Source organism: Halocatena halophila, assembly GCA_027563145.1.
Taxonomy (GTDB): Archaea; Halobacteriota; Halobacteria; order Halobacteriales; family Haloarculaceae; genus Halocatena; species Halocatena halophila.
The window spans coordinates 66,481-86,905 of sequence record CP071306.1; the positions used below are offsets into that span (position 1 = coordinate 66,481).

21 protein-coding genes are annotated in these 20,425 nt (G+C 54.7%); 13 read left to right on the forward strand and 8 right to left on the reverse strand.

Annotation, left to right across the window (positions count from 1 at the left end):
- Window positions 1–20: 20 nt before the first annotated feature.
- Window positions 21–1,790 (forward strand): S9 family peptidase, encoded by a 1,770-nt coding sequence (locus JXQ78_RS00360; RefSeq protein ID WP_330631487.1) that lies wholly within the window; start codon window positions 21–23, stop codon window positions 1,788–1,790.
- A gap of 132 nt (window positions 1,791–1,922) precedes the next feature.
- Here JXQ78_RS00360 and JXQ78_RS00365 read toward each other — a convergent pair whose 3' ends face one another.
- The 3 genes from JXQ78_RS00365 to JXQ78_RS00375 all read right to left on the reverse strand — a co-directional run bounded on the left by JXQ78_RS00365 (window position 1,923) and on the right by JXQ78_RS00375 (window position 4,812).
- Window positions 1,923–2,627, reverse strand: a complete 705-nt coding sequence (locus tag JXQ78_RS00365; protein WP_330631488.1) for a hypothetical protein — start codon at window positions 2,625–2,627, stop codon at window positions 1,923–1,925.
- A 103-nt stretch (window positions 2,628–2,730) separates the two neighbouring features.
- A complete protein-coding gene (locus JXQ78_RS00370; RefSeq protein WP_330631489.1) occupies window positions 2,731–3,687 on the reverse strand; it encodes a VOC family protein in 957 nt (318 codons plus the stop codon).
- A gap of 126 nt (window positions 3,688–3,813) precedes the next feature.
- Window positions 3,814–4,812: a TatD family hydrolase gene (locus tag JXQ78_RS00375; protein WP_330631490.1), complete on the reverse strand. Its 999-nt coding sequence runs from the start codon at window positions 4,810–4,812 to the stop codon at window positions 3,814–3,816.
- A 465-nt stretch (window positions 4,813–5,277) separates the two neighbouring features.
- Here JXQ78_RS00375 and JXQ78_RS00380 point away from each other — a divergent pair, with 465 nt between their 5' ends.
- A complete protein-coding gene (locus tag JXQ78_RS00380; protein ID WP_330631491.1) occupies window positions 5,278–7,455 on the forward strand; it encodes a hypothetical protein in 2,178 nt (725 codons plus the stop codon).
- A 1,006-nt stretch (window positions 7,456–8,461) separates the two neighbouring features.
- Window positions 8,462–9,589 (forward strand): ABC transporter substrate-binding protein, encoded by a 1,128-nt coding sequence (locus JXQ78_RS00385; RefSeq protein ID WP_330631492.1) that lies wholly within the window; start codon window positions 8,462–8,464, stop codon window positions 9,587–9,589.
- A 106-nt stretch (window positions 9,590–9,695) separates the two neighbouring features.
- Here JXQ78_RS00385 and JXQ78_RS00390 read toward each other — a convergent pair whose 3' ends face one another.
- Both JXQ78_RS00390 and JXQ78_RS00395 read right to left on the reverse strand, forming a co-directional pair.
- Window positions 9,696–9,977 carry a hypothetical protein gene (locus tag JXQ78_RS00390; protein ID WP_330631493.1) on the reverse strand — a complete coding sequence of 94 codons (282 nt, stop codon included), beginning with the start codon at window positions 9,975–9,977 and terminating at the stop codon, window positions 9,696–9,698.
- Window positions 9,978–10,213: 236 nt separating this feature from the next.
- Window positions 10,214–10,975, reverse strand: a complete 762-nt coding sequence (locus JXQ78_RS00395; RefSeq protein WP_330631494.1) for a hypothetical protein — start codon at window positions 10,973–10,975, stop codon at window positions 10,214–10,216.
- Window positions 10,976–11,222: 247 nt separating this feature from the next.
- On the opposite strand from JXQ78_RS00395, the gene JXQ78_RS00400 reads away from it, so the two are divergent.
- From JXQ78_RS00400 to JXQ78_RS00415, 4 genes are read left to right on the forward strand one after another with little or no spacing between them, the layout of a single operon-like run.
- Entirely contained in the window at window positions 11,223–12,176 is a 954-nt protein-coding gene (locus tag JXQ78_RS00400) for an ABC transporter ATP-binding protein (RefSeq protein WP_330631495.1), read from the forward strand.
- Window positions 12,173–12,952 carry an ABC transporter permease subunit gene (locus tag JXQ78_RS00405; protein WP_330631496.1) on the forward strand — a complete coding sequence of 260 codons (780 nt, stop codon included), beginning with the start codon at window positions 12,173–12,175 and terminating at the stop codon, window positions 12,950–12,952. The genes JXQ78_RS00400 and JXQ78_RS00405 overlap by 4 nt, the downstream gene beginning before the upstream one ends.
- Complete coding sequence (locus JXQ78_RS00410; protein ID WP_330631497.1) at window positions 12,949–13,464, forward strand: hypothetical protein; 516 nt, start codon at window positions 12,949–12,951, stop codon at window positions 13,462–13,464. The genes JXQ78_RS00405 and JXQ78_RS00410 overlap by 4 nt, the downstream gene beginning before the upstream one ends.
- Window positions 13,465–13,511: 47 nt before the next feature.
- Window positions 13,512–14,255: an MBL fold metallo-hydrolase gene (locus tag JXQ78_RS00415; protein ID WP_330631498.1), complete on the forward strand. Its 744-nt coding sequence runs from the start codon at window positions 13,512–13,514 to the stop codon at window positions 14,253–14,255.
- Between the two features lies 1 nt (window position 14,256).
- Here the strand turns inward: JXQ78_RS00415 and JXQ78_RS00420 are convergent, their stop codons facing one another.
- Window positions 14,257–15,384, reverse strand: coding sequence for a pyridoxal-phosphate-dependent aminotransferase family protein (locus JXQ78_RS00420; protein WP_330631499.1), 1,128 nt, complete (start codon window positions 15,382–15,384; stop codon window positions 14,257–14,259).
- Window positions 15,385–15,485: 101 nt separating this feature from the next.
- On the opposite strand from JXQ78_RS00420, the gene JXQ78_RS00425 reads away from it, so the two are divergent.
- On the forward strand, window positions 15,486–15,758 hold the full coding sequence (locus JXQ78_RS00425; RefSeq protein ID WP_330631500.1) for a hypothetical protein: 273 nt from the start codon (window positions 15,486–15,488) through the stop codon (window positions 15,756–15,758).
- Window positions 15,759–15,889: 131 nt separating this feature from the next.
- The gene (locus tag JXQ78_RS00430) at window positions 15,890–16,075 is read left to right on the forward strand and encodes a DUF7331 family protein (protein WP_330631501.1); all 186 of its coding nucleotides are present in this window, start codon (window positions 15,890–15,892) and stop codon (window positions 16,073–16,075) included.
- A 9-nt stretch (window positions 16,076–16,084) separates the two neighbouring features.
- Here the strand turns inward: JXQ78_RS00430 and JXQ78_RS00435 are convergent, their stop codons facing one another.
- Window positions 16,085–17,338, reverse strand: a complete 1,254-nt coding sequence (locus JXQ78_RS00435; protein WP_330631502.1) for a hypothetical protein — start codon at window positions 17,336–17,338, stop codon at window positions 16,085–16,087.
- Window positions 17,339–17,475: 137 nt separating this feature from the next.
- Between JXQ78_RS00435 and paaK the strand changes: the two genes are divergently transcribed.
- From paaK to JXQ78_RS00455, 4 genes are read left to right on the forward strand one after another with little or no spacing between them, the layout of a single operon-like run.
- Entirely contained in the window at window positions 17,476–18,768 is a 1,293-nt protein-coding gene (paaK, locus tag JXQ78_RS00440) for a phenylacetate--CoA ligase PaaK (RefSeq protein WP_330631503.1), read from the forward strand.
- Window positions 18,769–18,800: 32 nt separating this feature from the next.
- Window positions 18,801–19,082 (forward strand): 4a-hydroxytetrahydrobiopterin dehydratase, encoded by a 282-nt coding sequence (locus tag JXQ78_RS00445; RefSeq protein ID WP_330631504.1) that lies wholly within the window; start codon window positions 18,801–18,803, stop codon window positions 19,080–19,082.
- Window positions 19,079–19,471: an LWR-salt protein gene (gene lwrS / locus JXQ78_RS00450; RefSeq protein WP_330631505.1), complete on the forward strand. Its 393-nt coding sequence runs from the start codon at window positions 19,079–19,081 to the stop codon at window positions 19,469–19,471. Before JXQ78_RS00445 ends, lwrS begins: the two co-directional genes overlap by 4 nt.
- A 47-nt stretch (window positions 19,472–19,518) precedes the next feature.
- Entirely contained in the window at window positions 19,519–20,190 is a 672-nt protein-coding gene (locus tag JXQ78_RS00455; RefSeq protein WP_330631506.1) for an HAD family hydrolase, read from the forward strand.
- Here JXQ78_RS00455 and JXQ78_RS00460 read toward each other — a convergent pair.
- Entirely contained in the window at window positions 20,187–20,405 is a 219-nt protein-coding gene (locus JXQ78_RS00460; RefSeq protein ID WP_330631507.1) for a hypothetical protein, read from the reverse strand. The genes JXQ78_RS00455 and JXQ78_RS00460 overlap by 4 nt on opposite strands.
- Between the last annotated feature and the right edge of the window lie 20 nt (window positions 20,406–20,425).

Here is a 20,425-nt window from a genome sequence, read left to right on the forward strand (position 1 = left end):
ACGAGTTGGAACATCTCATTATGAGTGAACTCGACGACCCTAGTACCGCGTTCTTCTCAATTCCGAAGGCATTCTGCCCAAAAGCATCACCGGATGGAAAGAGGGTCATTTGCAACTGGAATACAACAGGTCGCTTCGAACTGCATGCGATTACCGTCTCAAGCGGTGAACGACGGCAATTAACGGAGGGAGAACTACCACTCCATCCAGAAGATGCCACGTATTGCTGGACTGCCACGAGTGACGTCGTCCTGTATCAGGTTGATCGTAACGGGAACACTGACGTTTACCGAGTGACTCTCAATGGCAACCGTGAAAGAGCATTTACTGTTGCTGATGACACACATCTCTGGGCAGTAAATCCAAAAATGGATATCATCTACTATCGAGTCGGAGACAATACGCTCCGCTGGCGGAATCCAGTAACGGAAGAGAGGGGTGAGTTCCCCTGCTTTCCGGGGCTTGATATTCAGATACAGGCGACGTGTTCTGTGAGTCCAGATGGGGAGTGGATTGCTTACACCTCAGTTCCACCTGAAGCCGACGAATCTGCAACAACTACCTATGAAAGTGGTCTTACAACGTATATCTCGCGTGCAGATGGAAGCAATCCGACACGAATATCGGCTTCCAATCATGGATACCGTCTCACACCTGTACAATGGCACCCTGATGGTGAACGTCTCCTCATCCATCGAGACAATGGCCACTGGAAAGATGGCCGGAAATGTGGGATCTACGATCGGCACAGTGGAACGGTCGAATGGATTGCTGATGTTGGAGCGGTTGCGTTCCTCTACAATGGCGAGCGGATTCTTGCGGGCGCTCCACCCCGTTCAGCAACTGAGCTCTACGACGTAGCTGGCAATGCAACAGCTATCCCCTGCGAAGGGATGTTTCATGGATGTAATGGTACAGAAGCGGTAGTTGGTGACACTGGATTTATTGTACAGCGACATACAGTAGACCATCCGTATGAAGTCCTGCATCACGATACAGCGACTGGTGAGACCACAGTCCTCTTTGGAGCCGAGTATGAACAACGTGCAATCGGCCCAGATACGTTTGTGAAGCCAACTGAGGTGCAGTACGAAATCGGGGGTGGTGAAGTCGCCGAGGGACGACTCTTCCGACCAGTTAATCACGAGAACGCACCAACACCCGCAATCGTATTCTTTCACGGACAGAGGAACCGCTGGGCTCGTAGATTTCGCCCCTCTGTACAACACCTCGCTCACCAGGGCTATGCAGTCTTACTAGCTGGTTGTCCTGCCGATGGGTGGAGCCATGAAGCACATGCTGTATTCGCGGCAGCTGGTCGCTGGCTCGCACAACAGGAGGGAATTGACCCTAATCGAGTGATTGCATATGGTCACTCTCACGGTGGCTACAACGTGTATATGCAGTCTGTAGCGTATCCTGCGGTGTGGGATGCCTTTGTAGCAGACACTGGTTGTGTTGATCTTCGGTCTGCAAAGCCAGTTGGAAATCTCCGTCGACAGCTTGGCGATCCTATCAAAAATCAACTACTGTACCGGGAATTAAGCCCGATAACGTACGTTGACGAAGCTGTTGGATCACCACTTCTGATGATTCATGGAGCGGATGATGGATGGGCGGATCAGCCACATATCTTCACAAATGCACTCAAAGACTACGGACTAGTAGCTGGCGATGAGTACGAGCACATCGAATTTTCAAACGTTGGCCATACTCCGAAATCCAGAGAAAAACAGGTTCTGTGGTGGGATACGATCGTCACTTTCCTCGACAACCGGCTTCGCAAGTGAGGGTCCCACCTGCTCTCTACTAGACAAATACCCCACGACCATTCTATGCAATCATATGGGTAGTTATGGAAGCAAACGCACTCGAAGAATCCGGACTTGTTATCGCTATAACGGTGTTCTGTTGCAACCGCGTTACTCGTTCAGGGCTGCTGCGAACAGCCGGAGGTTCGTACCGAGATGTTTCACAAGTGCCCGTGGAAACCGCTTTCGAGCGCCAGAAAGCGCATCGTCAAGTGCTGCAGTAGCATCCTCGAAGACGCCTTCTCCATGCCCGAATAGGATTCGTTCTGGTTCGATTCCTGCAAAGGTTTCTCGTGGCGGGAACGGTCGAAGACCGAGCATTACGCCGATACGTTCGTTACCGACTGGATACGCCGAACCGGATGAGAGCAGATCAGGAACGATGAGTGTTCCATCAGTCTCACGATAGGCGATGGCACCCTGATAGAGCGACAGCGGCTCAACACGAGTGATCTCGAAACCAGCACCACCAAGAACAGACTCGTCGCGCCTGATAGGAACATTGACGCGCGAGGCAATCCGATCCATCCACGGCGGAATGTGAACGGCGACATCATGACGTGCCGCAACTGGACCAGCATCCCTGGTATGGTGACTGGAGAGGACCACAACTCCAGCCACGTCTCCAAACTCGTTCAATAGCGCATCGATACCCGGTGCGTCCACAGGATCAATCACCCAGACCCCATCATCCGCTTTCAGCGCGTGGCTCGCTCGCTCGCCGTCTTCGTCAGGGTGGGCTATCCACCCGAAGCCCTCATTCCACCGGTCAATTTCCTCAAATCCGGTTGCAGTGGACCGATTGTAGGCAGGCATATCTATGTGGAGTCACTCCCCATCCATCAATACCCATTGGAATGAACTGTAACGTTGTGAGCTATCGATAGTAGCTGTGTTCGAACCAAGTGTGAACGGACTCTCACCGCGTTTTGAGCGGTGGCAACAGCTCCTCGATCCGTTCAAGATCGACGTCCAGCCAATCGGGGACCTTCAGCTCCTCGCCGAACTCGGCCGGCTCCTGATCGATATCGAATCCCGGTCCCATCGTGGCGTACTCAAACACGGACCCGCCGGGTTCGGTGATGTATCGAGAGCTGAAATAATCTCGATCCTTCCTTGAGGTCGTGATGTAGCCGTGCTCGCGCAGTCGATCGCTCACCTCGTCCTGGTGGGTCGTGTCCTCGACGCCGTAGGCAACGTGGAGATACGTTCCAATGCCCATCTGGCCACGCGGCGCGTTCGGCCGGATCAGAATATCGACCACCTGACCACACGGCCCAGTACCGGGTGCTCGGTATCGGATTCGATCGCCAGCCTGTGGATGCGTGGCTTCTCCAGAGTGCTGCCACCCCATTACCTCCAGCACGTCCATCGTTCCGGCGGGATCGGCCGAATGGACCGTTACGTTGTGCATGCCACGAATACCGTGTTCGGCCGGGATGTCACCGTCTCCCGTCCAGGGATCGATCGAGGAATCACCAGTAACGAGCTCGTATGGCAGCCCATCCGGATCGCTAAAGCCGATCGCCGTCTCCTCAAAGCGCTCTTCGACGGTGTAATCGACACCGTGGTCGTCGAATCGATCCTTCCAGTACTTGACGGATGATGGCGGAATTGTCAATCCAACTGATCGCAACATCCCCTTGCCGAGCTGTCCCTCCTCCATCGGCATATTCGTCATCGGAAAGTAGGTCACGATCGTTCCAGGCGTCCCCATCTCGTCGCCGTAGTACAGATGATAAATTTTCTCGGGAACGTCGAACCGCACCGTCCGTTTCACGAATCGTAGCCCCAGCACGTTCGTGAAAAAGTCGTAGTTCTCCTGGGGATCGTCACAGAACGCGGTCACGTGGTGTATGCCTTCGATTGCTGCCATTGTATTAGACAAACAACCTGTTTATATTCCTAATAGATAACTATTACTGTATTATAGTTGGGTTGATCTTCGATCAAATTTGATTAGTTGGCAAGGAAATTGAGTACGTCTGTAAATCCAAGTATTTCACTCACCAACATTGAGCGCCGTTTGGGGATTCTCGTACACGATACGTTCGATCTCCTCGACAGAAAGTCCGAGTCGGTAGCACTCCACAATAGCTCGTTTGATCGCGAGGACATCCGTATTGAGGACGTTCGCGGCGTCGGTCTCGATCATGATCCGCTCTGGACCGTATTCATGAACGAATTTGGCGACGGTTTCGACAGTGACGCCGGTGAGCCAGGGGTAGCCGAGGGTGAAACTCAGCAGGCAGTCGGTTGCTTCGAGCAGCAACTCCGCATTGTTCGCATCGGCGTGTGAGGCGATGAGCTGGCGTTCGTCGAATCCCACCTCGCGAGCGAGGGCAATATCTTCCTCGAGGGCCTGTATGGCCGGGTTGTCGCCGTCCAGCACTGGTTCTTGCGTGAGTTCATCGTTTCGCTCAAAGCCAGGGATTCCGACGCCAGCTCGATACAGCTCCGCTGTTGTAGACGAAGCGGCCGGCGTGTGGAGAATCACTGGACAGTCATTCTCTGCTGCGATAGCGAACTGTTCACGAACGACGTCTCGCTGGCCCTCCAGTGGCCACTGCTCGGCGTGCTGTGTTGGCGTGATTCCGGTTTCACCAATTGCAACGACGGAATCGAGTCGGCAGTACTCCCTGAGCCGATCGAGGAGCTCGTCAGAATCGTCGATGCGGACACCCGTGTGGATACCAACTGCGAGTCCAGTGTCGAAAAAATGTTCCCGTTCGATCGCTCGCTGACGATTAATCACGTCGTCCCAGAGATACTGGATATCCTCGGCTGCAACTGGTTTGTACGGCGTCCAGTGATAACCAGACGCCACCAGTACCATCGCGTGACAGCCCGCCAGCGCATATTGTTCCCGATCACGCCAGGACAACGTCTGTGCATGGGTGTGGGGGTCGATCCACGGTTGATTGAGAAGGCTTGCCGGCGGATCGTACGAGTTCTCAAACGAGTGGGCAGCGTCGGTCGGTCGACGAGTCGGGTGGGCCATTGGTGTGCAGGGTTCGGCGCCAGTGCCTTCTACCTTGGGCCCACCCGGTCGCATTGGCTCCCAAACGCTCTCTGAATGTGGGGGGTCTCCGCGAGCGTTCAGACTCTCAGATACTGTCGGTTTGTGTGGCCCGCCCATGAATCACTTGACGTAGCACAACACGTCATCGAACGCAACACGCGCACGTTCGAGTTAGTGTCCTTATATATTGAAATTTGGGTATACTTCACTGTTGTAGCGGTTTACCTACAGTTTATTCCAAACCATGATAGTATCCTGGATCGCCACCAGCGGTTGTCTTCGTAATCAGCGGTGCGATGTATCTAATTATCTGATACCTGAAATAATATGACAATATTCTCTACCAGAAAGGTTAAGTAAAATGCATAAATATTGGACATAGATCTTAATGACCAGTCTGCGATTCTTGCCTGCTGATTACTACGGGTGGAAACGATGAGACGCATGCGTCGGCTCGCTATCGTCCTGATCGCTATCGGCCTCGTAACTAGCGCCATCTACGCCACTGGCGCATTCGATTCGTTCACCGCCTCACGGAACGCCAGCGTGAACGTTACTGGCGACGCCACGGGCTATCTTGGGTTGCAACCAGCCGACGGTCCGAATGGAGCCTACGCGACCGACAAGAACGGAAAGCTCCAGGTGTCGCTTTCGGAGATGGCCGACGCCGACGGCGGTGCCGATGGCGCTGGGGTTAATCCAGGAGCGGAGACCACGGTCACGAACGTCTTCACTATCACAAATCAGGGTCCGCAGCCGGTTAGCGTCTGGCTTGCTGCTGACAGCGATGCGGTGTCGTTCGAGCGCGGTGACTCTGGGCGTTCTATCGAGACGAAAGCCCATGCGGTAGAGCTTTCCCCTGGAAAAACTGTGGCCGTCAGCCTCGCCATCGATACACAACACGTCGATACTGGCAAAACCCTTGACCCCATGATGACGCTCCACGCCAGTACTGATGTGGGAGGTACGTCGGTGGACAGTGGGACGAACGACGAGAGCGAGCAGCCATCGAGGGAAGCGCCCGACGAATCGGACACAGAGAAAGAAAGTGGCGGATCGAACAACCAGGATGGGAGTAATGACGAGGAGGGATGTGGCATCAATCTCCTCTGTCATGGAGAGAATGCTGTAGAGAGTGGTGGAGAGTTCATTCACGGCGTTGCCAAAGATGTGTGGGAGACCCTCAGTCCGTACCTCAAAAAAGGCGTGAAAATAGCCAAGAACGCAGGGCGTGAGCTCACCGAGACCACCATCAAGATGGCGAATAAGCTGATGAATAGTCCGATTGATGTGCTGCGAGAAGCTGCTGCTGGGCTCGTCTTTGGTGGTGCCGGAATGCCTGGTGGGGCGTTCACTGCGAAGGAATCCAACTCGCCGTATTATTTCCTGTCGTGGATGGGCAGCACCATCATTCCTATCGTGGATATATTCACTGGCCTTCGTGATTTGGCGGATAATGCGTCCCAGGGGAAGCTGATTGGAGCTGGGCTAGAGGTCGTTGGCCTCATTCCAGCGATCGGAAAGGGAGCTGATGTGTACAAAAGTTTGAAAATAGCTGACACCTGGGTTGGCAAATATGCCTCAAAAGCAGGTGATGCGCTGCGTGTGCTCAGGGATAATAAATATATAGCGAAGCTAGGGCCAGAAAACAGGAAAAAGTTAGTCAATAAGTTTAAGGGCGGTTCATCAACATCCAAAACCGAGAAAATATCTGAAGCCCAGATGCAGAGATATATCGACGCTGGATATAATCCTGCCCGGGTCGATGATATGGTGAAAAATGACAAGTTCACTAAATCAGATATGCGAATACTTACGGGCAAGAATGCCGATCTGAAACGAGCTCAGGCACTTCGCGACAAGGACGTTCCTGTTGATGATATCCGATACTACGCAGAAAACGATGTCCCTCTCAAGAAAGTCGATGAACTGAAGGATAAAAAGTTCCCGGAACCGTTTTCCCGTGAGCAAATCCGGACGCTCATGAAAAACGAGGAGTACACTCCCGACGAGATCAGCAAACTCCATGGCGAAGGCTTCGAAAACGGTCAGATTACTTCATTCGCCAAGAAAGGGTTGGATCCAGATAGCCTGAAGAACTTGAGACACGATGAGGGACTTGAAAGCGAACAGATCGTAACGCTCATCAAGAAGGATGTCAGCCCGAAAAAGATAACCGACATGAAGGATGAAGGCTGGGAAAACGACCAGCTGACGACGCTCGCGCGGCGCGATGCCGACATCGAACAGGCCAGAAAACTTGAGCAAGATGGGCTTTCGACGAAGGAGGTTACAGACATAGCAAAGAATATACATTCAAGAGTCAAGGGAAGAAATATCCCAACAACAGAAAATCTTAAAAAAGTAAACGAGCTCAAGGGTCGAGGATACAATGCGGAGCAACTTGAATATATAACTAAGAATAGTATTAGTCTCACTGGAACGAAATATTTGGATAAGTATGTTAGCAGAGGAAAGCTAATGGATTTCTTGAAGGCACGTGAGGGGGCCGACTACTTTAATAAATGCAGGATGATTGAGACGTGGAGGAAAACTCACCAAGATAGTGATGATAAAGTCCCGACTCTACCTGTGTGTACTGCCGAAATTGAGATCTATTGACCAATTGTCCAAATAATAGCACAATACAACTATAATATTAATTAGTTCTGAAGATTATTTGAAAAACAATAGATATTTACCGTCTCTCCATTCGCGTTGTATATGATAGTAAAAATATAGTGTGGCAAAGAATAATACAAACCAAATTATCCTCCCATTCTGACCATGATTAACGAACCTTACAAGAATATCGACATGAGAGATAGCAGGTTTAAATACAAACTCCATGAACAAATAATAGGTAACGAATACAATGAATGCTTCTAATTTCCATTTGAATTTCTTTTTCCATGTTTCGCGCCGATGTTCGGATATCATTAGTAATTATTTTCAGGTCTAGATGGTTATAATCGTTGGTTCTCCATTAATCGATTGGCGGCATTGCAGCGCCGTTAGCAATTCATATGGTTTGTGACAGTATCATTACGTTGTGGGACGCATTGATGAGATTATGGATTTTTTGTGCTGTTTTCGAATTACGCTAAGTTAGAATCCGAACGCTCGTGAAGCGCGATGCCGACATCGAACAGGCCAGATTGTTTGAGCAAGATGGACTTACTACTGGTGAAGTTGCTAAAGTAGCCTATATTCGGCTATCATTTGTAAACCAGTCCTCGTACCGGATGATTATAATCATCGGCACTTCATCAATTGGTTCGGTGCGTTGATCCCAAAAGATGTGTTCTAAGAGATACAGAGGTTTCTTGACCGGGGCAAGAACCTACGTACAAACGAGGAACGCAGATTTCTCCATATCATCGATATGAAGATATGAAAGTGAAAAAGCAGTGGTGAGTCGAATGTAGCTATGGCATACGTCCGCTATCTGAGTAGTATAACAGATATAAATACACTAATCAGGAGAGTATCACCTACAGCCAGAACCTATTGATACCCTGGTTTGGCCGAAATAGAGCCTCTAACATCTGTTCTCCATTCTCGACCTCCGTGTTGCTCGCACTGAGATTCCGATGCAGTTAAGTGTATTTAGGTGGGCCTAAAAGATATGGAGTACACACGACGAAAGGTCATGGCAGTGGGTGCAGCCACGATAGCAACCGGACTGGCCGGCTGTTCAGAATCCGAATCTGGCGGTGATGGTACGGATACGGCGGGGACAGAATCGAACGGATCCGGCAGTTACACGGTGTCGATGGCACCGGTCGGAGAAGTGCAATTTGATGCGCCACCGGAATCGGTGGCACATTACTTCCCGGACTACGCCGACATGGCGGTTGCACTCGGAAAGGGCTCGACGATCAACTCGATTGGAATGCCATCACGCTATCACACGACGCATTACGACGCGCTGGAGGGCGTGAGTGTCGACATGGAATCGGTGACAAAGCTCAACGGAGAGTCTGGCATTCCAAAGGAGATCTTCTTCAAACTCGACAGCGATCTCCACATGATCGACCCGCAGTGGTTGATCAGCAATGACGCGTTCAAGCTCGAATCGTCCGATATCGAGGAGATAACCGATCGCGTCGCCCCCTTCCTCGGCAACGCAATCTTCCGTCAGACGGACAAATGGCACGACTACGAGTACTACACGCTGTATGAGGCATTTGAGAAGGTCGCAACAGTGTATCAAGAGACCGAGCGATTCGAGCAGCTCAAAACGTTCCACGACGACTACGTCGGCGAGATCGAATCGCAGCTGCCAGAGGAGCGTCCCAACGCTCTACTCTGCTGGCAGGGTGAGGACGAGCCCGAATCGTTCTCGCCGTACCGGCTTGGTGGGAAGGGAACGAACAAGAAGGCATTCCACGATATTGGTCTGACCGACGCACTGGAGGGGACGGACGTGGAGGGCCTCTCCGAGAGCAGCCGTGGAACGATTGATTATGAAACGCTCGCGCAGGTCGATCCCGATTCCATCCTGCTGCGTGGCCACGAAGCAAAAACACAAGAAGAGTTCCAGAATACGGTCGTTGCGTTCATGAAAGAGCATCCGGTGGCCTCGAAGCTCACCGCCGTGCAAAACGACAAGGTGTTCCGCGGCGGACCGATCTATCCCGGCCCGCTCCACCACCTGTTCCTCGTTGAGCGGTACGCAACCAGCTACTACCCGGACACGTTCTCGGGCGAACTGTTCGACCGCTCGGAGCTCACAAGCATCATCACCGGCTAAACTGTTGTTCTGGCGCTTCTCATTGTCATAAGCGCCCAAAACGGTCCATCACTCGGTTTGATTTCTTTTATTTGCCACACTACCTATCCGACCCAATCTTATCAGTTCAGGCACTGATAATCAGCATCTCACCAACAAACAGTACTGTGAGTAACAGAGCGAATCCAGCCATTATACGAGCATACCAACGGTTTTGCATCGTTTTTTCTTTGCTTCCCTCGGTATTCCACAAGGAGTTGATCCCGAATCCAGCAATAATAAGCCCAGTACTGAGAAAGAATACTGTCGAAAGGATGGCTTTCTCAAACCAGTATGCAGTAATAGCCTGGACTGAGATGAGAATGCCACAGTAGAGAAAGCAGCCAGCCACGAATGTTCTCGATCTCATACAGTAGAATCTGTCTGATTGGTATTAGATCTGGCCCTGCCACTCATATTGCGTCTCCAGTCCAGTCATGCAGGGATTATGTATCGTTAATTTGCGCTGGAACGAAGGAATTCGACATTGATGACCGAGAACCAGCTTTCGTAGCGATTTGTGAACCGTTGATGCCAGTGATATTACCGGCGTGACGAGTCGCGACCACGATCTCAGGGTGGAGCGCTTGTACGGAGCCACATCACTCAGCGCTCTCCATCTCGTGTTTGTCGGTCACCCTCACCGCCTGAAATCGTCACAAACCGGTCGATCGATTCGAGCATCGACAGCACACCGATCCGGAGGCCACTCAGCAGTCGCTCGGTCACCGTAAGAATCGCGAGCAGCTCGTGAATGACCAACAGCAACACACTGAGGCCACTGAACGATCCGAATACCGCTATCACACCGAGAAAGAGATTGGTGATATCACTATGCGTATCCCCCAGGATAACAATTGAGAGAACGAACAGTCCGACCGTTACCAGAACGCCACAACAGCCCAGCACGATCCCCCATCTGGCTCTCCACGCCCACTTGCCCACGCCGACACTGGATTCGGTCTGCTGTGCTGGTTCGTTCTCCTCACCCACTTCCACTGTGTCACGCTCAAGCCGTTCGAGCGATCTGAGATCATCGCCTGGTGTGACAAGCTCCGTCCCACGATTGTGAGTATCAGCAAGCAACTGGTTTCGGTCGAAGCCGTTGAGCACCCGAATCCGCTCTATGGTCAGCTGGGTCTCCACCAATGCTCGTCGCAGCTGTTCTTCAGAGAGGTCATCCAGTGCCAACTCGAACTGCCGGTCTGGATAAGAACTGAGCAATCGGAAATCCTGCAGTCCAGCCTGGATTCGCTGTCTGATCAGTCGCTGATCGCGCCCTTTGGCCTCCGATGTCACGTCGGCGAACTCATTCACAATTCGTTGCCGCTGCGTTTTCGTGAGCAGCGACGCCGAACGATCGTCCATATGAAACCCTCAGTCTGATTCAGTATATGTCTGTATACGTGGGATTTTCACCCCGGTATACGACGGTATAGCAGCATATACCGGTCGGTATACTGGCTAAAAGCCCTCTCTGGAGGGTTCGCGGCCCCAGCTGCCAAGAAATGAGCGTTAATTTTCCAGAATTCAGGGGTATACGGCCCTATACCGGCCATTCTCTGCTGAAACGGTCGTCCGGTTTTAATACAGTCCTATCAGGACCACCGGATGGATGTCTGCGATTACAACGACTGGACTGACGAAACGATACGGTGACGTAACAGCCATCAACGGGCTGGATCTCGTCGTCGAGGCTGGCACCGTGTACGGCTTTCTTGGGCCGAACGGGGCGGGCAAATCGACCGTCATCAACTGTTTGATGGACTACTGTCGACCGACAGACGGAACCATTGACGTGCTGGGCTATAATCCACAGGAGGATGCGCTGGCCGTGCGAGAGCGGACTGGCGTGCTTCCACAGGGATTCGACGTGTACGATCGCCTGACTGGCCGCCAGCACTTGCAGTTCATCATCGACTCGATGGGCGCAGCCGACGATCCAGAGGCGATCGCCGAACGCGTGGGAATCCTCGATGCAATCGACCGACCGGCCGGCGGCTACTCAAGAGGAATGGCCCAGCGGCTCATGCTCGGGACTGCCCTTGTGGGCCACCCCGAGCTGCTGATCCTGGATGAGCCATCGACGGGACTGGATCCCGAAGGTGCCCGAGAAATGCGGAAAATTGCCCACGAGGAAGCCGACAGGGGTGCGACCGTCTTTTTCTCGAGTCACATTCTCGGGCAGGTCGAGGCCGTCTGTGACCGCGTTGGGATCCTCCAGGATGGTCGGCTGATCGCCGAAGACACCATCGAAGGGCTCCGTGCGACCGTCACAGCAGAAACGACCATCACAGTCACAGTGGATGTGCTTCCGTCTGGAGCACTCGATGCAGTGCGTGCACTGTCTGCTGTCTCGTCGGTGCAGGCCACGGAGACGACGGTGACCGTCAACTGTGCCGACGGCGCGAAAGCGACCGTCATCCACGAACTCGAAGCCGCCGGCGCTACTATCAAAGATTTCGAGCTCACAACGGCGTCGCTTGAGGAGCTGTTTCTCAGCTACACGAACAGTGAATCGAATCCCAACACCGACGCTGTGCAATCAGACGAGGTGGTTCGTCTGTGAGCACGCTCCTGGTGGCAAAAAAGGACTTTCAGGACGCCATTCGATCGCAGAGCTTACTCGGCGTTTCGTTTCTGTTCACGTCGTTTCTGGCGTTTCTACTGTACTATAAAATCACGCTCGAGACGCCTGCTGAGCCGTTTTTGCTGTCGGAGCTCTATCTTCCGATGGCAAGCGTCGTTGCCCTGGTCGGGACGTTGCTCGGATACAACGCGATCGCTGGCGAGATCGAATCCGGCAGCGTGCTGTTTTTGCTTGGAACCGCTCATACGCGCACGGATGTCCTCTTCGGAAAGCTGCTGGGGCGCGGAGCCGTCGTCGCCGTCACCGTGCTCGTCGGATTCGGGGTGTGTGCTCCACATTACGCCGTACTAATCGAGAGCTCGCCCGAAATTCTCACATACGCCACGCTTGCAGGGAAGATACTGTCACTTGGCATCGTCTTCGTCGCCATCGCAATCGGGTTCTCTGCGGTCTTTCAGTCCGAAACGCTGGCCGTCTGGGGCGGCGTCTGTCTCGCGGCTGGATTCTCGTTTGGCTGGGATTCATTTCTTGCGGTGATCAAGACCTTCATGTTCACCTCACTCACCCTTCCACCCTGGTATTATCTGCTCACGCGGCTCAATCCAAAGTACGCGTATCTCTCAATCGACGCAGCAGCACTGGAGTACGCACCATTCTATCTCGATGCATGGTTTGGGCTCGTGATTCTGGCCGGGTGGGTGGTCGCTCCACTCGGAATCGCCTACTGGCAGTTCTCTCGAGGTGATCTCGCATGAGCCGATCCAACTACGCCATCATTGCACTGCTCGTTGCAGTGCCGTTGTTCGCCGGCGGGCTGGTTGCGCCAGTGCCGGACTACGACGCCCATCTGCAGTTTGACGCAAACGCCACGAGCAACATCTCAGAGACACAATCCCCAGAGATTCAGTATCAGAATCTCTCACAACCTGCACAGCAACTGTTCGACCGCATAAAACGAGGGAATGGGAGCAATGCAACGCTCCAGGAACGGTTTCCCAATATCTCGGGCGTGACGATGAACACCAGTGACGACGTGATCGTTCCGGTGGCGACTACACCGCAGGACTTCACACAGTATCACTCGGACACCGAGCGCGGTGGGATCCACGTTCTCGTCAAAGACGGTGAGGACAACTACGAGATGTACGTCTATCAGGCGACACCAAAACCATCCACACAGTCTGTGCTTCTCCGACTCGGCGCACTCCTCGGAGCGATTACGCTCGGTACCGTGGCCGCCTATCTCAGGCTGACCCCCAGCGACTGAGCGAACCGTATCAATACGCCGATATGCGTTGCTGGAAATGAAATCGTATGCAAATCACCCTCTGCGGTACCGGTGACGCCATGGGCATTCCGCCGGCGTTCTGTGATCTCGAGACCTGCAACGCGGACGCAAAACGTCGAAGATCGGCCCTGTTGGTCGAAGCCAATGAAACGACGATTCTCTGTGACTGTGGTCCCGACGTGAAAGCACAGCTGCGAGCGACAGACACGAAAGCGATCGATGGGGTATTCGTGACACACTTTCATCACGATCATGTCGGTGGTATCGACGAACTCGCAGCATTCGCACCGGTAATTGGATTCGATATTCATCTCACCGAAACCGCCATTGGACACTTCGAGCGCGAGCGTGCGCATCTCACCGACGAGATCGAACCACGGCCAATACGGGCGCACCAGCCGGTCGAAATTGGAGCTGTTACTGTCACGCCATTGCCGGTGACCCACGCGCGCCCAGAATTCGAGACGGTCGCCTTCGCCATTGCGGCAGATGATCGGACGGTGGTGTACGCCCCTGACGTGGGTCGGATCGATCCGGACATGTCGATCCCATCCGAGATTGCTCTGTTGGTTGTCGGGGGTAATCGACTTTTTCGATCGGATGGTGGAGAAGACTCCATCAGGAAAATTGTCGATCCATTTGCTCCCGAGCGTGTGGTGATAACCCACGTGAATGAGTGGTGGCTTGGGCAATCGACCAGCGAACTCCGCCGAATGACACGGGACACCGGCTACGAACTCGGTGACGATTACCAGATGATCACCGTATAGCCTACTTCTCGAGTAGCTCACCGACGGCCGCAATGAGATATGCGATCGGCTCGCGGCGTGCAGAATGACCCATACAGCCAATCCGTACCACCTCACCCGCGAGATCGCCGAGCCCGCCCGCAATCTCGATGGAATACGTCTCGCGGAGCTGGCTGATGAGCCACTCGTCCGAAACCCCCGTCGGGAGTTTAAACGTCGTGAGACTCGGCAGCCACGAGGTTTCCTCGACGAACGGCTCCAGTCCATGTGTTTCGAGACCAGCCACCAGCTCGCTTGCCACGCGACGGTGGCGTTCCCAGCGTTCCTCGAGTCCTTCCTCGGCCACGAGTCGCAAGGCCTCGCGCAGCGCGTACACGTTCGTTATCGGCGCTGTGTGGTGATACGCCCGCTCGCTCCCCCAGTAGCCCTCGAGCAACGAGAGATCGAGATACCAGGAGCGGACCGGCGACTCGCGGCCAAGGATGCGATCCATCGCCCGATCGGAGAGCGTGAGCGGACTCGCCCCCGGCGGACAGGAGAGACACTTCTGGCCGCCCGCGTAGGCCACGTCGATCCCCCAGTCATCAACGCGGAGCTCGACGCCTCCAAGTGACGTGACAGTGTCGGCGATCACGAACGCGTCGTGGGCATGGGCGATCTCCACCAGCTCTGAAACGTCAGGCTGAAGAACGCCTGTGGAGGTTTCAGCGTGAACGAAGCCAAAGACGGTTGGCTGGTGGGTGTCGAACGCGTCGGCAACCGCGGCCGACGAAAGTGGTGCTCCCCACGGAGCGTCCACCGTCACGACCTCGCCGCCTGCCCGCTCTGCCATCGCCGCCATCCGATGGCCGAAATAGCCGTTGGTCGGCACCAGCACGGTGTCACCTGGCCGAACGAGATTCGCAAACGCGGCCTCCATTGCGGCCGACCCCGTCCCACTCACCGGAATCGTCCACTTATTGGTGGTCTGAAACGTGTATCTGAGCAGCTCCTGGACCTCGTCCATCACCTCTAGAAACGCAGGATCTAGATGCCCGACGAGCGGCGTCCCCATTGTGCGAAGAACGCGAGGGTGAACCATGCTGGGACCAGGGCCAAGCAACGTCCGGTCCGGTGGCGACAACTCATCGATGGCTGGCGGCGCGTGCATATCGGTCGGTCACACAGAGCAGCCAAAAACACACCGGTGGCCACCCAAAGTTGCAGGAGACGTGCACAAAAGATATGTATATAGACAGCATACTGTCACATATGTCTCTCCCCGATTCGGAATCCAGCACCGAGCGGTCGGTTTCCGGATTCGTTCGTGCCATCACGACACCGCGCTCGCTTGTCTTTGCATACGGCATCGAACTAGTCGTCTTCCTGACTCTCCTCATCGGAATCTACGTCGCGTATTCGGCGTCGCTGATCGGATTCACCACGTCGATGCTGGCAATTGCTGCGCTCGTACTCCTCGAACTCGCTGCAGACCGATTCATTGTCCCACACGTTGGGGCAAAACTCGAGAGCAAAACGCAATAACCACGTTATCACCCAAACTATTGACCAGATACTATCGTGGTTAATTCCATATCAATATCGCATTGATATCTTAAGACCATAGTATTCCTAAAACGCAGAATATTTATCGTGGTGTTGGATAGCGAAATTTGATGGGAGAACGATCGGATGCAGTGAGTTCGAATGGTGTGCTCAGTGACGATGTGGCCGGTTCGCTCGGGCTTGCAGATCTCGAGTCCTACACCTGTTATGAAGACGGAGATTGCTTTGTAATCTGTGATCGGTCGAACGCAACGGCGTGGATACGATCGGATACGACCGCGCCGATCGAACAGTAGGCCCGGTGCTCACCAGCAATCGCGACAGTAGATGTTGGTGAGATCGAGCGTCGGATCGTAGAGTGGAGGTACGATGTACGTTCCACAGTTACGACACCAGCTCCAGTAGCCAAATCCGGTGCCGAAAACTGGCATTGGCTGGGCGGCGACGACTGACGGGCGGTCCTTCGATTCGATTTCGATCCAGTCATCTGTCACCGCACGGACGGTGCCGTCGATTGAGGCGTGCTGTGGGTTGGAAATTCCGCTCTCTGATGGACGAGCAATCATCTCGCCTCGTTCAACGACGGTTCCCGGCTCGACGATGGGCTCGCTCGGCGCGACGACGCCCTCGAACGCGGGATTGGAACACAACGGGATTCTGACTGCCTCCGGTTCGATTGCAGCCGTCGGCTCGGTTTCGAACGTCTTTGTATCCCGATCATACGTTTCGAGCACGTTGACGCGGTCGTCACCGAGAGTGTGTTCCTGGATGGTTGTTTCATCGAGCACGAGCACGCAGTTCGTCCGTTTTCGAATGCCGTACCGGTCGGGTGGCGAGTCCGTCGCGAAACACCAGCCAGGGCCACCGTCGGCGAGTACTGCCTGTGGATCGAGCTCATCTGGATCCACGCCAGCCGCAGAGAGCAGCTCCGTTCCAGGTGTCCCGATCGGCGCGCGAACGAACCGATGCGTTGGAACGTCGCCATCGATGTGGAGATATTTCTCCGTGACCGGCGTGCCTGCCGTGAGCGCCCGATAGATGTTGAACAGCGTCTCCGTGTTGTGGACGATCCAGCCGTGATCCATCGGCAGATCATTGCCGATCACCGTGTCGGCGACCAGTCGCAACAGGACGCTCTCCATACCGTACTCATAGCGGTCCTCCGTGTATGCGATGACGATCCCTGTCTCATCGTCGTCGATCGGCAGCGCATCGGGGAGATACACCGTCGGCTCAAGATGGTCTTCGAGCGCTGTGAGGTGGGGCTCGCGATCGGTAACTTTCGCGCCGATCACGATCACTGAAAACAGTTCCTCGTGCAGGCGCTCAAGAAGCGTCCCCAACTCGTTTGCGTGGGCAGTTCCAAGCCATTTGTCGATGAAGAAGTTTGGTTCGCTCTCCTGGTGATTTACCAACAGCCCATCGACGGCGTCCACGTGCTCCCATTTCGCGTACGACGGGAAGCCAGCGCCACCACTGCCTGCGATTCCGGCCGATCGAATCGTCGTTCGAATGGCCGGCACCGTCGTCTCGGAGAGATCGACGCTGGACTGGCGCATGTGATATGATAATTCATGACAATGTTTAACTCTGCCGAGTAATTCGGAGTTTCTCGCCAGTGATACCGTCGAGATAACAACGATCAAGTGGGTATCAGCACCCAAATTGCTATCAACTATTATCCGGAATATTATCTATGTACGATTCGATAGAGACGGCCGATCGGACCGAGCTGTGCGACCTACAGAGCAAGCGGCTTCGTTCAGTTCTCGAACGCGCGTACGAATCGGTACCGTTCTACCGCGATCGACTGGACGAGGTGGGAATCCAACCAGGGACGATTGGTGACATCGATGCCATTGAACGACTTCCATTGACAACCTCAGATGCGTTTCGATCGTCGTATCCTGATGGACTGTTCGCAGTCGAGTGGGACGATATCCAGCGGATCCACGCCTCCTCAGGAACGACAGGCCGTCCGAAGATCGTCGGCTACACGGACGGCGATCTCGAGCGCTGGGGATCGGTGATGGCACGATCTTTTGTTGCCGCGGGCGTCTCAGTTGATGAGATTGTCCAGAACGCCTACGGTTACGGGCTGTTCACCGGCGGTCTGGGCTTTCACGACGGCGGTGAGGCGCTTGGTGCGACGGTGATTCCAGTTGGTGGGGGCAACACCGCCCGCCAGATCGACCTCCTCTGTGAGCTAGAAAGCGATGCACTCGCGTGTACGCCGTCGTACTGTCTGTATCTGGCAGAAGCGCTCGACGAACGCGGGGTTGATCCCTCATCACTGGCTCTTTCGACGGTGCTGATCGGTGCAGAGCCATTCACTGAGCCACTGCGGGCAGAAATCGAGGAGAAACTCGACGTGACGGCGATCGACGTGTATGGACTCTCGGAGATCATCGGTCCGGGCGTCTCGATCGAGTGTGATCACCAGAATGGCCTTCACATCTGGGAAGATCACTTCTATCCGGAGATCATTGATCCAGAAACCGGAATGGTGCTTCCGGATGGAGAGACCGGCGAGCTCGTGCTGACGACGCTCACCAAAGTGGCACAGCCCGTGCTACGATACCGAACTGGCGACATCACCTCGCTGACCCGCGAGCGGTGTGCCTGTGGTCGAACACACGCCCGGATGGCTCCCATAACGGGTCGGACTGATGATCTGCTCATTATTCGTGGTGTCAACGTTTATCCGAGTCAGATCGAAGACGCACTGCTCTCTGTGAACTCTGTCGCTCCTCACTATCGGATCGACTGTCATCGGGATGGCCAGCTCGATCGGCTCACGATCACCGTTGAGCGCACTCCAGAGCGTTCCGGCACAGCGGAGACGATCGAAGCCGACATCAGAACCGAACTGTCGCGAGCTCTCGAGCTCACACCAGACGAAATTGATATTGTCTCACCAGGGACGATCGAGCGAACCGAGACGGGAAAAGTCCAGCGCGTGTTCGACCACCGGAACGGCGATCCCTGACGATTATGTGACTGCCAGTCGTTTGGTTGGGCATGTCCGAACGCCTCTCCGATGCAGAGATCGACGCCAAGCTGAGCGACGACTGGACGCGTGACGGTGACGAAATCGTTCGCACGTACGAGTTCGACAGCTATCTCGCCGGCGTCGGCTTTGCCAGCGGGGTTGGGGGAATCGCCCAGGAGGCCTATCACCATCCAGAGATCACGATCAGCTGGCAGGCCGTCGAAGTACGATTCACCACACACGATGTGGGAGCCATTACCCAGCGGGATATCGATCTCGCAGCGCGGTGTGACTCGCTGTTCGACTCGTGAGCCGTCCACCTGCCGAGTATGTGGTTCGCGTTACGTTCCGACTCGAGCCAAACACTGGTCGGATCGATCCACAGCGGTTTCAGACAACCGTCGCCTGGCCGGCACCGACGCCCGGTGAGGAGGGATGGCTATGGTTTCGAAATCATCTCTGGCGGGGCGAGCTCACAGCCACCGGGCCGGTTCGTGAACGCGCCGCTCGAACGCTCGACGTCGCCCACATCGAGCAGATATCGTTCAGCGAGCTGCAGACGACGGAGTCGTATCTCGATGCCCTCTACGAGAAGATCGAGACTCGTCTCGACGATCCCGATCGGCCGTTCAAAAGCGCGACGAGCATTGAGGCCGTCATTCGGAACTATTTCGGCTCATCGATCCGCGTCCGGTCATAATAACGGACAGAAAGGCTAAGAGTGCGCACGGCGTATCTTACGGTCGGATGGCTTCGACGCTAGGCGAGTATGATTTCTGGTTGTTCGATCTCGATGGAACGCTGGTGGATGTCGAGCCGAGCTATCGATCGTCGGTGATCGAAACCGTCGGCGACCGTCTCGGTCACGGCTTCACCGAAGAAGAGCGAACGGTGCTCTGGCATGGCTTTGGCGATCGACGCCAGCATCTTCTAGAGCGCCACTCGATCGATCCAGAGCGCTTCTGGAAACATTTCCACGAGGTGGAAGATCCAATTGCCCGCGCCGAAGCGACGTATCTGTTCGAGGATGCCGAAATGATGTTTGCCAGCCTCGATCGACCGGCCGGACTGGTAACACACTGTCAGCGCTATCTCACCGATCCGGTGCTCGATTCGCTCGACATTCGGGACTGGTTCGAGAGCGTCCTCTGTTGTACCGAAGAAACCGGCTGGAAGCCTGACCCCCGACCGATCGAACGGACGATGTCGGCAATGGGGCTGTCGTCCGGTGGCACCACCCGTGGTGTACTCGTCGGTGACAATCAACAGGACGTTGGGGCCGCCTGGAACGTCGGCCTCGATGCGGTCCACGTCGAGCGACACGGACCCAGAGCTCGTGGGGCGTGCGTGCTCGGCGACCGGCGCGTCCGTGGGCTCGATGAGCTCGTCGGACGGTCCCACGAGCCGGCGATGGACTAGTCGTCGTACTGATCTGTCTCGTCTTCGATCGGTATTTCGAGCTCCGTTTTTCCGATCGAATCTACTGGTGCCTCCATTTCGAGCGTCGTATCACAGTCAGGACACGGGACGGCGAATCGAATGCCGATACCGCCGTCCGACTGGTCGTACAGATCGAGCACGACGGTGTCGGACGGGTACAGATACTCGGCGGTGACAGGGTGCTCACAGCTCATGGTCATCTGGGAGTGACTCC

Coding starts and splice junctions, on each gene's coding strand:
- JXQ78_RS00360 (WP_330631487.1), top strand. CDS start 21: ATGAGTGAACTCGACGACCCTAGTACCGCGTTCTTCTCAATTCCGAAG.
- JXQ78_RS00365 (WP_330631488.1), bottom strand. CDS start 2,627: ATGCCTGCCTACAATCGGTCCACTGCAACCGGATTTGAGGAAATTGAC.
- JXQ78_RS00370 (WP_330631489.1), bottom strand. CDS start 3,687: ATGGCAGCAATCGAAGGCATACACCACGTGACCGCGTTCTGTGACGAT.
- JXQ78_RS00375 (WP_330631490.1), bottom strand. CDS start 4,812: ATGGCCCACCCGACTCGTCGACCGACCGACGCTGCCCACTCGTTTGAG.
- JXQ78_RS00380 (WP_330631491.1), top strand. CDS start 5,278: ATGCGTCGGCTCGCTATCGTCCTGATCGCTATCGGCCTCGTAACTAGC.
- JXQ78_RS00385 (WP_330631492.1), top strand. CDS start 8,462: ATGGAGTACACACGACGAAAGGTCATGGCAGTGGGTGCAGCCACGATA.
- JXQ78_RS00390 (WP_330631493.1), bottom strand. CDS start 9,977: ATGAGATCGAGAACATTCGTGGCTGGCTGCTTTCTCTACTGTGGCATT.
- JXQ78_RS00395 (WP_330631494.1), bottom strand. CDS start 10,975: ATGGACGATCGTTCGGCGTCGCTGCTCACGAAAACGCAGCGGCAACGA.
- JXQ78_RS00400 (WP_330631495.1), top strand. CDS start 11,223: ATGTCTGCGATTACAACGACTGGACTGACGAAACGATACGGTGACGTA.
- JXQ78_RS00410 (WP_330631497.1), top strand. CDS start 12,949: ATGAGCCGATCCAACTACGCCATCATTGCACTGCTCGTTGCAGTGCCG.
- JXQ78_RS00415 (WP_330631498.1), top strand. CDS start 13,512: ATGCAAATCACCCTCTGCGGTACCGGTGACGCCATGGGCATTCCGCCG.
- JXQ78_RS00420 (WP_330631499.1), bottom strand. CDS start 15,384: ATGCACGCGCCGCCAGCCATCGATGAGTTGTCGCCACCGGACCGGACG.
- JXQ78_RS00425 (WP_330631500.1), top strand. CDS start 15,486: ATGTCTCTCCCCGATTCGGAATCCAGCACCGAGCGGTCGGTTTCCGGA.
- JXQ78_RS00430 (WP_330631501.1), top strand. CDS start 15,890: ATGGGAGAACGATCGGATGCAGTGAGTTCGAATGGTGTGCTCAGTGAC.
- JXQ78_RS00435 (WP_330631502.1), bottom strand. CDS start 17,338: ATGCGCCAGTCCAGCGTCGATCTCTCCGAGACGACGGTGCCGGCCATT.
- paaK (WP_330631503.1), top strand. CDS start 17,476: ATGTACGATTCGATAGAGACGGCCGATCGGACCGAGCTGTGCGACCTA.
- JXQ78_RS00445 (WP_330631504.1), top strand. CDS start 18,801: ATGTCCGAACGCCTCTCCGATGCAGAGATCGACGCCAAGCTGAGCGAC.
- JXQ78_RS00455 (WP_330631506.1), top strand. CDS start 19,519: ATGGCTTCGACGCTAGGCGAGTATGATTTCTGGTTGTTCGATCTCGAT.
- JXQ78_RS00460 (WP_330631507.1), bottom strand. CDS start 20,405: ATGAGCTGTGAGCACCCTGTCACCGCCGAGTATCTGTACCCGTCCGAC.